Raw genomic sequence first — 12,533 nt, 5'->3', positions numbered from 1 at the left:
GGATGGTGGACTTCCGGGCAGGGTCGGCGCCGTCGGGGTTGCCGTCGGTGGCGGCGGGTGGGGCGCGGTCCGAGGCGGAGGCGGGGGCGGGAGGGCCTGGGCGGTTCTCGGTGCCGCCGGGTGGGGCTCGGCCGAACATGCCTCGGCAGCGGCCGCCGGAGCCGCGGTGACCTGCGGTGGGCTGTGCCGCCGGGGTGAGGTGGTCCGGGGCTGCCGAGTGCACGGCGTGGGTGTCGGCCGGGGGTGGGTCGCGCCGGCTGCCCGGCGCTGCGGGGTGACTCCCCCACCGCCCACCCGGGCCGCTCGGGGCTACGGCTGCTGGTGGGTGTAGGTCAGGGATTCGCCCGTGGTGGTGTTCGTGCGTTCCAGGGTGCCGTTCGGCAGGAGGGTGACCACGGTGGGTTCGCCCGGCGTGCAGGAGGCGGGCGGGCCGGTCGTCACCGTGGAGGGGCCCAGGCGCAGGGGGCCGTCGGGGCCCGGGGCAGTGGTCAGGTCGGCCTCGAAGACGCAGTAGTAGGTGCCGTTTCCGGCGGGGCCGTCGGCGACGAGGGACAGGACCGTGTCACCCACCTCGCCCTGCTGGATGGTCAGCTCCCGGGTGTGCTCGCCGGACGCGTTGTCGAGGGTCGTGGCCCAGGTGCCCAGGTACGCCGCCGGGACCGTGCCGTCCGCGGGAGCCGAGGACGTGGGCGGGGGCGTGGTCGGCCGGTCGGCCTCGGTCGTCGGATCCGAGCCCTCCGTCGCGGGGCCCGGGTCCTGGGGCGCTCCGGCCGTCGAGGTGGGCGTGGGGTCGCCGCCGGCCCGGTTGGTGTCGCCGTCCCCGCTCATCAGGGCGTAGACCGAGCCTCCGGCGCCCAGTGCGACGACCAGGGCGACCGCGATCAGCAGAGCGGTGGAGCGGCCTCTCCGGGCCGGCTCGGGCGGCGGGCCGTACGGCGGGGGACCGTACGGCGGGGGACCGTAGGGCGGGGTCGAGCCGGGGCTGCCGTACGGGTGGTACGCCGGTGGTGTCCCCGGTGGTGTCCCCGGCACTGCGGGGGCCGGTACCCAGCCCGGGGCGGCGGGGGCGTGTCCGGGGGCGGGGGTCCGGGGCTGCTGCGGGTGGCCGTACGCGGGCGGGGGCGTCGGCGGGTTCGCGCCGGCGACCTGGGTGGGGAGGTGGTTCACCGGGCCGGCGCCGGTGCCCGGATCGCGCGGGGGCGGCGGCCCGGCCGGATCCCGGCTCGGCGGCGGGGGCGGCGTCGGGTTCGACTGCGGGGCGTGCGCGGGCGGGACCGGCCCGGCCTCCGGCGCTTCCGGGTTCTCCGTGTCCAGTAGCCGTACCGCGTGCCGGCCGAGCTGGGCCACCAGCGCGCTGGGCAGCCAGGGGTCCCGGGAACGGCCCTCGGCGACCGTGTCCCGCGCGCCGGTGCGCTCCAGGACCTCGTCGAGGGCGGGGCGGGCGGCCGGGTCCTTCCTCAGGCAGTCGCGGACCAGGTCGGCGATGCCTTCGGGCACGCCGTCCAGGTCGGGTTCCTCCTGCGCGATGCGGAACATCAGGGCGTGCACGCCGCTGGTGGCGGTGCCGAAGGGCAGGTTGCCGGTGGCGGCGTAGGCGAGGACCGAGCCGAGGCAGAAGACGTCGCAGGCCGGTGTGATCCGGTCGCCGCGCACCTGCTCGGGTGCCATGAAGCCGGGCGAGCCGACGAGCGCGCCGGTGCGGGTGAGTCCGCTTTCGGTGACCGTCTCCAGGGCCCGTGCGATGCCGAAGTCGATGACCCGGGGGCCGTCGATGGTGACGAGCACGTTGGACGGCTTGAGGTCGCGGTGCACGATCCCGGCGGCGTGGATGTCCTGGAGGGCGTGGGCGAGTCCGGCCGCGAGGGTGCGTACGGAACGCTCGGGCAGGGCGCCGTGGTCGTGCCCGACGACCTGCTGGAGGCTGGGGCCCGCGACGTACCCGGTGGCGACCCACGGCACGGCGGCCTCGGTGTCGGCGTCCAGTACGGGCGCGGTCCAGTACCCGCCGACCCGCCGCGCGGACGCGACCTCCTGCCGGAACCGCTCCCGGAACTCGTCCTGCGCCGCCAGTTCCTCGCGCACCAGCTTGACGGCGACCGTGCGCCCACGGTCCGACCGGGCCAGATAGACGTGCCCCATGCCGCCCGCGCCGAGCCGCCCCAGCAGCCGGTAGGCGCCGATGCTCCCCCCGTGCCGAACACCTGGGGGGTCCACGCCCATCGGGTCCCCGCCCCCGAGCTTCTCCATGTTGCGCCGCCTTCCCCCCGCACGTGTGCAACAGACCGAGGATAGTGGCGGAGCGGCCTTACGGTGAGTCGCGATTGTCTACGGTTCCGTAACAGGCGGGTCGCCGAGCTCGCCCAGCGCCTTCGACAGGCGTTCGAGTGCCTGGACGGCCACCGCGAGTTCCTCCTCGGAGCCGTACGCCTCGGCCAGCCGGTCGGCGAGGGCGGCGTGGCCGGGATCGATACGGGAGACGGCGGCGAGGCCCGCCCCGGTCGGCGCGAGCAGCTTGGCGCGGCGGTGGGCCGGGTTGGGCCGGTACTCGGCGAGGCCGTGTGCCACGAGCAGGTCGGCGACGCGCTGCACGCTCTGCCGGGTGATGCCCATCGCCCGCGCGACCCCGGAGACGGGCAGCGGCTCGCGCAGCACCGCGCCGAGCACCTGCCACCGGGCGGCGGTGAGTCCGGCGGGGCGGGCCAGCTCCTCCGCGCGTCGACAACCTGTCGCGGAAAGCCCCCGTCCGCAGACAGGACGCCGATTCCGTTTCCGCATCGCGGACATCTACCCTCGGCCGCATGACCCCTCAGCCCAACCCCCAGGCCGGCGCCGCCGTGAAGGCCGCGGACCGCGCGCACGTCTTCCACTCCTGGTCCGCGCAGGAGCTCATCGACCCGCTCGCCGTCGCCGGCGCCGAGGGGTCGTACTTCTGGGACTACGAAGGCAAGCGCTACCTCGACTTCACCAGCGGGCTCGTCTACACCAACATCGGCTACCAGCACCCCGGGGTCGTCGCGGCGATCCAGGAGCAGGCGGCGCGGATGACGACCTTCGCGCCCGCGTTCGCCGTCGAGGCGCGCTCGGAGGCGGCTCGGCTGATCGCCGAGCGGACGCCGGGCGACCTGGACAAGATCTTCTTCACCAACGCCGGCGCGGACGCCGTGGAGCACGCCGTGCGCATGGCGCGCCTGCACACCGGGCGGCCGAAGGTGCTGTCGGCGTACCGCTCGTACCACGGCGGCACCCAGCAGGCGATCAACCTCACCGGCGACCCGCGCCGCTGGGCCTCGGACAGCGGCGCGGCCGGGGTCGTGCACTTCTGGGCGCCCTTCCTGTACCGCTCGCGCTTCTACGCCGAGACGGAGGAGCAGGAGTGCGCGCGGGCGCTGGAGCACCTGGAGACGACGATCGCCTTCGAGGGACCGTCGACCGTCGCCGCGATCATCCTGGAGACGATCCCGGGCACGGCCGGGATCATGGTGCCGCCGGCCGGATACCTGGCCGGGGTCCGCGAGATCTGCGACAAGTACGGGATCGTCTTCGTGCTGGACGAGGTCATGGCCGGGTTCGGGCGGACCGGCACCTGGTTCGCGGCGGACCTGTACGACGTCGTCCCCGACCTGATGACCTTCGCCAAGGGCGTGAACTCGGGCTACGTGCCGCTGGGCGGCGTCGCGATCTCCGCGAGGATCGCCGAGACGTTCGCCGAGCGTCCCTACCCGGGCGGGCTGACCTACTCCGGGCACCCGCTGGCCTGCGCCGCCGCCGTCGCCACGATCAACGTCATGGCGCAGGAGGGTGTCGTCGAACACGCGGCGCGGCTCGGTGCCGAGGTCGTCGGTCCCGCGCTGCGGGAGCTGGCCGAGCGGCACCCGAGCGTGGGTGACGTGCGCGGGGTCGGCATGTTCTGGGCGCTGGAACTGGTGCGGAACCGGGAGACCCGGGAGCCGCTGGTGCCGTACAACGCGACCGGGCAGGACAACACGCCGATGGCCGCGTTCGCCGCCTCCGCGAAGGCGCACGGCGTGTGGCCGTTCGTGAACATGAACCGGACCCACGTGGTGCCGCCGTGCAACGTCTCCGAGGCGGAACTGAAGGAGGGCCTGGCGGCGCTCGACACGGCACTGTCCGTGGCGGACGACTACACGGTGTAGGACCGCGGTCCGCGCGAGGCCGGTCGAACAGCCGCACCACGTAAGGTGGCGTGCTCGTACACATGTCCACGTCCGTGCATGTGGACGTGGACGTGCACGAGCACGTCATCCGCACGCGACGAGGAGACCGCCCGACCATGCCCGGCCCCAGCGGCACCGGAGCCGTGACGCGCAGCACCCTGCGACGGCAGATAGCCGACGCGCTCCGCGACGAGGTGCTGGCCGGGCGGCTCCAGCCCGGGCAGGAGTTCACCGTCAAGGAGATCGCCGAGCAGTACGGGGTGTCCGCGACGCCCGTGCGCGAGGCACTGGTCGACCTGTCCGCACAGGGACTCCTCGACGCCGACCACCACCGCGGCTTCCACGTGCACGAGTACTCGGTCGACGACTTCCGCGGCATGATCGCGGCCCGGGGCCTCGTCACCGACGGGATGTTCCTCGTCCTCGCCGACGACCCGCAGCGCGGGCCGGACCCCGACGACCCGCGCATCGTCGTCGCCCTCGCCGGAGTCCGGCGGCGTGGCGAGGAGGCGCAGCGCGCCGCCGCGGCCGGGGACCTGACCGTCCTCATCGGCTACGACCTGCGCTACTGGCGCGAGCTGGCCGCCCTGTTCGGCAATCCCTACCTCTCCGACTTCCTGCACCGGCTGCGCGTCCAGAGCTGGGTGTGCACGGTGCAGCACCTGCGGCGGCTCAGGGACCTGCGCGGCGAGCTGTGGTCCGGGCACACCGAACTGGTCGACGCCCTCGCCCGCCGCGACGTGCCGGCCGCGCGCTCGCTCGTCGACGCGTACAACGCCCACTCCCTCGCCCTGATCGAGCGGATCACCGGGCGATGACCGGGTGCGGGGGCGGATGACCAACGCCGGACGTGTCGTGGCGCGGTCCCAGATGGGTATGGGACCTGCACGAACCGCGCACCGACTACGCTGCCGTGACCACCGTGCTGTGTGAGGAGCCCTCTTTTGGCCTGTGACCTGTGGCTGGTACCGCTCGTCGACGTCTTGTGCCACACGCCGGACAACCCGTTCGCCGAGGAACTCGCGCAATACGACAAGGTGCTCGCCGAGGCCGGGCTGCCGCCGGTGCCGGTGTACCAGTACATGCCGGGACTCTCCGGCGAGGTCGCCCCGGTGGCCGGTTTCGACTACGACGCGCTGCACTTCCTGCGCCGGGCGTACCTGCTCCAGGTGTGCGGGCTGCCGGTGACACCGGTCGACGAACTCGGCGGCGACTACGAGCAGTTGCTGGAGATGTTCGAGTCGACGGCCCAGCAGTCGCACCTGGTCTGGCACTACGACCACGCCGGCGCGTACGTCCCCGTCGACTTTCCCCACCCGCTCTCCGACGACGAACTCCTGGCGGGCGGCGGACCCTTGGGCTCCTCGCACACCCTCCTGCGGGAACTGGAGACCGTCGCCCCCGCGCTCGGCATCGACCCGGCCAACCCCCCGGCCGCGCCACAGCCGCCGCTCGCCCCGACGGAGCTGGAGGAACCGGCGGTGCCCGCGCCGTACGACTCCAGCCCCTTCGCCCGGGAGCGCCATGTGTGGCTGGGCCTGCACGCGGCGGCCACGCGGAGTCTGGCGCAGGGGTCGATGATCGTCTTCAGCTGAGGGCCGGAGCCCGGGCGCAGGACCCGGGGGCAGTGGTGCGTCCGGCGAAGCGCTCACCGGATCAGGGAGATGTCCGGCGGCCACAGGACCCCGTCCGCCATCAGCAACGACGGCCCCAGATGCACGGGGCACACCCGCAGGGGTGCCCGTCCGTGCCGGGCGACCTCGAAGCGGGCCGGGTCGCCGCAGTGCCCGGGGCCGGCCTCTCCACCGTACGGACCCCGGCAGGAATCGGCGCGGTCACGGTCGGTCATGCCCTCGATCCGACACCATGCTCCGCACCGGCGCCCGACGGAGGGGGCCGAACGGCAGTGGCCGGTCCACGGAGCGGAACCCGCGGTGGCGCCGGACTACAGGGCGTCGGCGACGCCGATGCACTTCCTGTCCTGCGGGAGCCACTTCACGGCGGGGTTCAGCGCGGCCAGGAGCCCGCCCACCTCCTCGCGCGGACCGGTGTACGTGAACTCCACGGCCGGTGAGCGGCCGTACGTGCGCAGGACGCTCACGCCGTCGCGCTTGAGCCGTTCCTCGTCCAGGACCCAGTCGACGCCGTCGACCGTGACGCAGAGGTTGATGTTGGGCAGCAGTTCCTCGGCGCCGCAGCGGAACACCGCGGACTGACCGCCCCAGGCCGCGACCCCCTCGCCGAGGGTCCAGTCGCGGGAGGAGCCGGGAATGCCGTCCGGGAGGCGGGAGAGCACCTTGTCGCAGCGGGGGTCGTCGGCGTGCGGGGCGGCGGAGACGCGGTGGCTGTCGACGAAGAAGAGCACGCCGGCCACGGCGACGACCGCCACGGTCAGCCAGATCCACGTCCGGGTCGTGGCCCTCCCGCGCAGACCGACGGGCAAGGGGTTGCTGATCCGCATGGTCCGCTCGCTCCGCCTTGTTCGTCCTGCTGCCGGCGCCTGCCAGCGTATCCGCCCGTCGGCCGGGGCCCCTCGGGAGCCCCGGCCGGGGTGGCGTCCTACAGGAACGAGTTGATCTCGATCGTCTCGTCCCGGCCCGGACCCACGCCGATCGCGGAGATCGGGGCGCCGGACATCTCCTCCAGCGCCTTGACGTACGCCTGGGCGTTCTTCGGCAGGTCGGAGAAGGACTTCGCCTTGCTGATGTCCTCGCTCCAGCCCGGCAGCATCTCGTAGACCGGCTTCGCGTGGTGGAAGTCGGACTGCGAGTACGGCAGCTCCTCGACGCGCTTGCCGTCGATCTCGTACGCCACGCAGACCGGGATCTGCTCCCAGCCGGTCAGGACGTCGAGCTTGGTGAGGAAGAAGTCGGTGAGGCCGTTGACCCGGGTCGCGTAACGGGCGATCACCGCGTCGAACCAGCCGCAGCGGCGGTCGCGGCCCGTGGTCACGCCCCGCTCGCCGCCGATGCGGCGCAGCGCCTCGCCGTCCTCGTCGAACAGCTCGGTCGGGAACGGACCGGCACCGACGCGGGTCGTGTACGCCTTGAGGATGCCGATGACCCGGCTGATCTTCGTCGGGCCCACGCCGGCGCCCGTACAGGCGCCGCCCGCGGTCGGGTTCGACGAGGTCACGAAGGGGTACGTGCCGTGGTCGATGTCGAGCAGCGTGCCCTGGCCGCCCTCGAAGAGGACCACCTTGTCGTCGTCGAGGGCCTGGTTGAGGACCAGGACGGTGTCGGCGACGTACGGCGCGAGCTTGTCCGCGTAGCCCAGCAGCTCCTCGACCACCTGGCCGACGGCGATCGCGCGCCGGTTGTAGAGCTTGGTGAGCATCTGGTTCTTGGCGTCGAGCGCCGCCTCGACCTTCTGCGTGAGGATCGACTCGTCGTAGAGGTCCTGGACCCGGATGCCGACGCGGTTGATCTTGTCGGCGTAGGTCGGGCCGATGCCGCGCCCGGTGGTGCCGATCTTGCGCTTGCCGAGGAAGCGTTCCGTCACCTTGTCGACGGTCACGTTGTACGGCGTGATGATGTGCGCGTTTCCGCTGATCAGGAGCTTGGACGTGTCAACGCCGCGCTCGTTCAGCCCGCTCAGCTCGGAGAACAGGACCGACGGGTCGACGACGACGCCGTTACCGATGACCGGCGTACAGCCGGGAGAGAGGATTCCGGAAGGAAGCAGGTGGAGGGCATACTTCTGGTCGCCCACGACTACCGTGTGGCCGGCGTTGTTGCCGCCCTGGTAGCGCACCACATAGTCGACGGAACCACCGAGCAGGTCCGTCGCCTTTCCCTTGCCTTCGTCACCCCACTGAGCACCGAGCAGCACAAGTGCGGGCACGCGCGTACACCCCTTCCGGGCGGGGCATGTCCATGGTCGAGGGCGTACGCGGAGGTCTCCGCCGCGTGCACCGCGACCGTCATTGGCCGCCAACCGTCGGACCGGATGCCCCGGAATAGACGAAGCCCCTGGCGCAATAGCGCAAGGGGCTCTTGCACAAAGATGCTACCCGAGGAAGCGAGGCATGGCCGAGGTGGCGACTTCCACGACGCCCGATCAGCTCCTGGTGGTCATCGATCCCGTCGCCCGGCGGATCGACGGGGAGTCCGTCCGGATCGCGAAAGACGTGCTCAGCGCGGGTGCGGCGAGCACGAAGGTGTGCCTGCCGGACGGCCCGGAGGAGTTCGCCCGGGCGCTGCGGCGACGGGGCTCGCGGCGACCCGTGGTGGTCGGTGACGACCGCGCGCTGCTGCGGGCCGTCACCCTGCTGCACCGGCACCGGGAGCTCGCGGCGTGCGCGCTGTCCGTGGTGCCGGTGGGGCCGGTGCTGGGCCTCACCCGGGCGCTCGGGCTGCCGTCGGGCGCGGTGGCGGCGGCACGGGCGGTGCTGGACGGGGCGGAACGGCGCCTGGACCTGCTCGTCGACGACAGCGACGGGGTGGTGCTGGGGGCGGTGCGGATTCCGCCGGTCGCGGCACGCGAGGCCGCGGGTGCGGACGCGGGCGCCGGGGTTGGGCCGGGCGCTTCGGCTTCGGCTTCGGCTTCCGCCTCGGCTTCGGCTTCGGCTTCGGCGCACCCGTGGCTGCGGACCTACCAGTCCCTCGTGCGGACGCTGGCGTCGACGCGGCCGGCACGGATCACGTCCCCTGCGGGCGCGGCCGGTCCGATGCGGCTGCGGGTGGAGGTCGACGGGGTGACCCTGGTGGACCTGGACCAGCCGGTCGACGCCGTGTCGGTGATGCCGGGTGCCGGCGGGGTGGCCGAGGTGGAGGTGCGGCCGGTGTCGGTGGGCGCGGAGGCGTCGCCGCTGACGGCGAGCGGACGGACGGTGACCGTGTCGGGGGCGCACTTCCGGTACCGGGCCGACGCGGTGGTGTCGGGGCCGGTACGGACGCGGACGTGGGTGGTACGGGAGGGGGCGTGGGGACTGACGCTGCCCATGGGTGACGCCGCGCGGTGACGCCGCGCAGGGTGACGGCGCGCGGGGGTGACGGCGCGCGGGGGTGACGGCGCGCGGGGGTGACGGCGCGCGGGAATGACTCCACTCAGGGGATGACGCTGCGCGGGGGTGACGCCGCGCAGTGACGGGGCGCGGGAATGACTCCACGCAGGGGATGACGCTGCGCGGGGGTGACGCCGCGCAGTGACGGGGCGCGGGAATGACTCCACGCAGGGGTGACGCTGCCCAACGCTTCCCCGGGGGTGACCGCGGCCGTCAGTCCCTGCCGTAGGTCTGTTCCCGGTGGACGCGCCAGCGCTCCATCATGGCCGCGATCTCGCCGTCGACGAACTCGAAGAAGGCGAGCGTCTCGGCCATGCGCCGGCCCGCCGGCGTCTCGGCGCCGAGGCTTCTGACGCCCTCGCCGAGCGCTGCCTCCCATCGCTTGAGAACGGCCTCGCGGCTGGTCAGCGCCTCGTACCACTGGTCGCTGTGCACCCGGTAGCGCTCCCGCCGTGAGCCCGGTTCACGCTCCCGCGACACCATGTGCTGCTGCGCGAGGTAGCGCACGGCGCCGGAGACGGCGGCCGGGCTGACCTTGAGCTGTGTGCCGAGTTCGGCCGAGGTCAGCGAACCCGAGTCCGAGGCCAGCAGCGCGGCGAAGACCCGGGCCGGCATCCGCTGCATGCCGGCCTCGACGAGCTGCGCGGCGAAGCCCTCGACGAACTTCGACACCGCCTCGGGGTCACGCCCCGGTCCGGTCGCTTCGGCTGGTTCCGTCATCGTCCGATCATCTCTCACAACCCTGACGGTTTCTTAACTTCACAAATTTCTGAAGGAAGCGTACTTTCCAAAACATGACGAAGGCAATCAGCGTCTCCGGGCTCCACAAGTCGTTCGGCCGGACGCGCGCGCTGGACGGGCTGGACCTCGCGGTCGAGACCGGCGAGGTCCACGGCTTCCTGGGCCCCAACGGCGCCGGCAAGTCCACCACCATCCGCGTCCTGCTCGGCCTGCTGCGCGCCGACTCGGGCGCCGCGCAGGTACTCGGCCGTGACCCGTGGACGGACGCGGTCCAGGCACACCGCCGCATCGCGTACGTCCCCGGCGACGTCACCCTGTGGCGCAACCTCTCCGGCGGCGAGGTCATCGACCTCTACGGCCGTCTGCGCGGCGGACTGGACAAGGGGCGCCGGGCCGAGCTGATCGAGCGGTTCGAACTCGACCCGACCAAGAAGGGCCGCACCTACTCCAAGGGCAACCGGCAGAAGGTCGCGCTCGTCGCCGCCTTCGCCTCCGACGTCGACCTGCTGATCCTCGACGAGCCCACCTCCGGACTGGACCCGCTGATGGAGGAGGTCTTCCAGCGGTGCGTGGCCGAGGAGCGCGAACGCGGCCGGACGGTCCTGCTCTCCTCCCACATCCTCAGCGAGGTCGAGGAGCTGTGCGACCGGGTCAGCATCATCCGCAGGGGACGGACCGTCGAGAGCGGCTCGCTCGCCGACCTGCGTCATCTGACGCGGACCAGCGTGACCGCCGAACTCGCGGGCGCCCCGGTCGGGCTCGCCGACCTGCCGGGCGTGCACGACCTCGACGTCCAGGGCCGCCGGGTCCGCCTCCAGGTCGACACCGACAAGCTGGACGCCGTGCTCCGGTCCCTGAGCGAGTCGGGCGTGCGGTCGCTGACGTCGACACCGCCGACGCTGGAGGAACTGTTCCTGCGGCACTACCAGGCCGAGGCCGCCGAGGAGGTGGCGGCTCGATGACCGCCACCGCCACCACCACGGCCTTCACGGTACGGTCCGGCGCCTCGCGCCAACTCGCCGGCACCGGCACGCTGCTGCGCTTCGCGCTGCGCCGCGACCGGGTGATGATCCCGGTCTGGGTCGCGGTGAACGCGCTCATGGTGCTGTCCATGCCGAACACCCTGAAGGGCCTGTACGGCACCGCGGCCGAACGCGCCGACCTGATGCGGCAGATGGAGACCAACTCCTCACTGCGGGCGATGGTCGGCCCCGTCTTCGACGACTCCCTCGGCGCGCTCACGGCCTGGCGCGTCGGTGTCTACGCCGCCGCGCTCGCCGCCGTGACGAGCCTGCTGATCGTCGTACGCCACACCAGGGACGAGGAGGAGAGCGGCCGGCAGGAACTGGTCGCCTCCGGGATGGTCGGCCGCCGGGCCCCGCTGACGGCGGCCCTGCTCACCGCGGCGGTCGCGAACGGCGTCCTGGCGCTGCTGGTCGTCGCCGGGCTGGCCGGGCAGGGGGTGGCCGGTGCGACGGCCCTCGGGCTCGGGATCGCGGGCGTCGGGATGCTCTTCGCCACCCTGGCGGCGATCTTCGCCCAGCTGACCGAGAGCGCGCGGCCGGCCCGGGGGCTGACGGCGGCCGTCCTGGGCGGAGCCTTCGTGCTGCGTGCGGCGGGCGACTCCGCCACGACGGACGGCTCCTCGGTGCTGACGTGGCTGTCGCCGCTGGGCTGGCTGGAGAACCTGCGGCCCTTCGCGGCCGAACGGTGGTGGGTGCTGCTGCTGGTCGGCGGCGCGGCGATGGTGCAGGGTCTGGTGGCCTACGAGCTCGCCGGGCGCCGGGACCTCGGCATGAGCTTCCTGCCGACCCGGCCGGGACCGGCCTTCGGCCGCCTGGGCACGGCCGGGGCGCTGGCCTGGCGGTTGCAGCGGGGCAGCGTGCTCGGCTGGAGCACCGGCTTCCTCCTCGCCGGGGTCGTCTACGGCGGGATGACCGAGGGCGCGGCCGATCTGGTCGGGGACAACGAGCAGGCCCGCGAGATCATCGAGCGGATGGGCGGGCAGGCCGGGGTGACCGACGCCTTCGTGTCGGCGATGGTCGGGATGCTCGGGCTGATCGCCGCGCTGTACGTCGTCGCGTCGGTGCTGCGGCTCAGCGGCGAGGAGTCGTCCGGGCGGGCGGAACCGGTGCTCGCCGGGGCGGTGGGACGGCTGCGGTGGGCCGCGGGGCACCTGGTGATCGCCTTCGGCGGCGCGGCGCTCATCATGCTGCTCGCCGGGGTCGGTTTCGCGGTCGGTTACGGCAGGGACGCCGGGGCGATCCTGGGCGCGTGCCTGGTGCAGCTCCCGGCGGTGTGGGTGATCGGCGGGGCGGCGGTGCTGCTGCACGGGCTGCTGCCGCGGGGCGCGGTGGCCGCGTGGGGACTCGCGGGGGCGGTGCTGTTGCTCGGGTGGGTCGGGCCGGCGCTGGATGTGCCGCAGGGGGTGCTGGACGTGTCACCGTTCGGGCATCTGCCGAAGCTGCCGGGCGGCGAGATGAGCTGGGCGCCGGTGCTGGTGCTCACGCTGATCGCGGGGGTGCTGGTGGCGGCGGGGCTGCTCGGGCTGCGGCGACGGGACATGACGACGTGACGGTCCGGGCGGGGCAGGTGGGGGCGGAGTAGGTGGG

At 73.3% G+C, this 12,533-nt stretch carries 12 protein-coding genes and 1 pseudogene; 7 read left to right on the top strand and 6 right to left on the bottom strand.

What is annotated here, in order from left to right:
* Window positions 1-170 (top strand): annotated as a pseudogene (locus tag RM812_RS43450) (SLATT domain-containing protein); the annotation flags it as partial.
* A 139-nt stretch (window positions 171-309) separates the two neighbouring features.
* Here the strand turns inward: RM812_RS43450 and RM812_RS38895 are convergent.
* Together RM812_RS38895 and RM812_RS38890 are read right to left on the bottom strand one after the other, a co-directional pair.
* The gene (locus tag RM812_RS38895) at window positions 310-2,247 is read right to left on the bottom strand and encodes a serine/threonine-protein kinase (protein WP_394816587.1); all 1,938 of its coding nucleotides are present in this window, start codon (window positions 2,245-2,247) and stop codon (window positions 310-312) included.
* 78 nt (window positions 2,248-2,325) lie between these two features.
* The gene (locus RM812_RS38890) at window positions 2,326-2,775 is read right to left on the bottom strand and encodes a MarR family winged helix-turn-helix transcriptional regulator (protein WP_311585189.1); all 450 of its coding nucleotides are present in this window, start codon (window positions 2,773-2,775) and stop codon (window positions 2,326-2,328) included.
* A 23-nt stretch (window positions 2,776-2,798) separates the two neighbouring features.
* Between RM812_RS38890 and RM812_RS38885 the strand changes: the two genes are divergently transcribed.
* The 3 genes from RM812_RS38885 to RM812_RS38875 all read left to right on the top strand — a co-directional run bounded on the left by RM812_RS38885 (window position 2,799) and on the right by RM812_RS38875 (window position 5,770).
* The gene (locus RM812_RS38885; RefSeq protein ID WP_311585187.1) at window positions 2,799-4,154 is read left to right on the top strand and encodes an aspartate aminotransferase family protein; all 1,356 of its coding nucleotides are present in this window, start codon (window positions 2,799-2,801) and stop codon (window positions 4,152-4,154) included.
* Between the two features lie 137 nt (window positions 4,155-4,291).
* A complete protein-coding gene (locus RM812_RS38880) occupies window positions 4,292-4,993 on the top strand; it encodes a GntR family transcriptional regulator (RefSeq protein WP_311585191.1) in 702 nt (233 codons plus the stop codon).
* 126 nt (window positions 4,994-5,119) lie between these two features.
* Entirely contained in the window at window positions 5,120-5,770 is a 651-nt protein-coding gene (locus tag RM812_RS38875) for a hypothetical protein (protein WP_311585185.1), read from the top strand.
* Between the two features lie 53 nt (window positions 5,771-5,823).
* On the opposite strand, the gene RM812_RS38870 is transcribed toward RM812_RS38875, so the two are convergent.
* The 3 genes from RM812_RS38870 to RM812_RS38860 all read right to left on the bottom strand — a co-directional run bounded on the left by RM812_RS38870 (window position 5,824) and on the right by RM812_RS38860 (window position 8,018).
* Window positions 5,824-6,024 carry a hypothetical protein gene (locus RM812_RS38870; RefSeq protein WP_311585183.1) on the bottom strand — a complete coding sequence of 67 codons (201 nt, stop codon included), beginning with the start codon at window positions 6,022-6,024 and terminating at the stop codon, window positions 5,824-5,826.
* Window positions 6,025-6,120: 96 nt separating this feature from the next.
* Window positions 6,121-6,636 (bottom strand): DUF3515 family protein, encoded by a 516-nt coding sequence (locus RM812_RS38865; RefSeq protein WP_311585181.1) that lies wholly within the window; start codon window positions 6,634-6,636, stop codon window positions 6,121-6,123.
* Window positions 6,637-6,734: 98 nt separating this feature from the next.
* Window positions 6,735-8,018, bottom strand: coding sequence for an adenylosuccinate synthase (locus tag RM812_RS38860; RefSeq protein WP_311585179.1), 1,284 nt, complete (start codon window positions 8,016-8,018; stop codon window positions 6,735-6,737).
* 184 nt (window positions 8,019-8,202) lie between these two features.
* Between RM812_RS38860 and RM812_RS38855 the strand changes: the two genes are divergently transcribed.
* A complete protein-coding gene (locus RM812_RS38855; RefSeq protein ID WP_311585177.1) occupies window positions 8,203-9,138 on the top strand; it encodes a diacylglycerol kinase family protein in 936 nt (311 codons plus the stop codon).
* A 255-nt stretch (window positions 9,139-9,393) separates the two neighbouring features.
* Here RM812_RS38855 and RM812_RS38850 read toward each other — a convergent pair whose 3' ends face one another.
* Window positions 9,394-9,900 (bottom strand): GbsR/MarR family transcriptional regulator, encoded by a 507-nt coding sequence (locus tag RM812_RS38850; protein ID WP_311585175.1) that lies wholly within the window; start codon window positions 9,898-9,900, stop codon window positions 9,394-9,396.
* A gap of 74 nt (window positions 9,901-9,974) precedes the next feature.
* Between RM812_RS38850 and RM812_RS38845 the strand changes: the two genes are divergently transcribed.
* Complete coding sequence (locus tag RM812_RS38845; protein ID WP_311585173.1) at window positions 9,975-10,883, top strand: ABC transporter ATP-binding protein; 909 nt, start codon at window positions 9,975-9,977, stop codon at window positions 10,881-10,883.
* Window positions 10,880-12,496, top strand: coding sequence for an ABC transporter permease (locus RM812_RS38840; protein ID WP_311585172.1), 1,617 nt, complete (start codon window positions 10,880-10,882; stop codon window positions 12,494-12,496). The genes RM812_RS38845 and RM812_RS38840 overlap by 4 nt, the downstream gene beginning before the upstream one ends.
* The last annotated feature ends 37 nt before the right edge of the window (window positions 12,497-12,533 follow it).

It is taken from the genome of Streptomyces lancefieldiae, from assembly GCF_031845825.1.
In the GTDB taxonomy this organism is placed as follows: Bacteria; Actinomycetota; Actinomycetes; order Streptomycetales; family Streptomycetaceae; genus Streptomyces; species Streptomyces lancefieldiae.
The sequence above is the reverse complement of the archived record's forward strand: the minus strand, read 5'-3'. Positions and strand labels throughout refer to the sequence as shown.

Coding starts and splice junctions, on each gene's coding strand:
- RM812_RS38895 (WP_394816587.1), bottom strand. CDS start 2,247: ATGGAGAAGCTCGGGGGCGGGGACCCGATGGGCGTGGACCCCCCAGGT.
- RM812_RS38890 (WP_311585189.1), bottom strand. CDS start 2,775: ATGCGGAAACGGAATCGGCGTCCTGTCTGCGGACGGGGGCTTTCCGCG.
- RM812_RS38885 (WP_311585187.1), top strand. CDS start 2,799: ATGACCCCTCAGCCCAACCCCCAGGCCGGCGCCGCCGTGAAGGCCGCG.
- RM812_RS38880 (WP_311585191.1), top strand. CDS start 4,292: ATGCCCGGCCCCAGCGGCACCGGAGCCGTGACGCGCAGCACCCTGCGA.
- RM812_RS38870 (WP_311585183.1), bottom strand. CDS start 6,024: ATGACCGACCGTGACCGCGCCGATTCCTGCCGGGGTCCGTACGGTGGA.
- RM812_RS38865 (WP_311585181.1), bottom strand. CDS start 6,636: ATGCGGATCAGCAACCCCTTGCCCGTCGGTCTGCGCGGGAGGGCCACG.
- RM812_RS38855 (WP_311585177.1), top strand. CDS start 8,203: ATGGCCGAGGTGGCGACTTCCACGACGCCCGATCAGCTCCTGGTGGTC.
- RM812_RS38850 (WP_311585175.1), bottom strand. CDS start 9,900: ATGACGGAACCAGCCGAAGCGACCGGACCGGGGCGTGACCCCGAGGCG.
- RM812_RS38845 (WP_311585173.1), top strand. CDS start 9,975: ATGACGAAGGCAATCAGCGTCTCCGGGCTCCACAAGTCGTTCGGCCGG.
- RM812_RS38840 (WP_311585172.1), top strand. CDS start 10,880: ATGACCGCCACCGCCACCACCACGGCCTTCACGGTACGGTCCGGCGCC.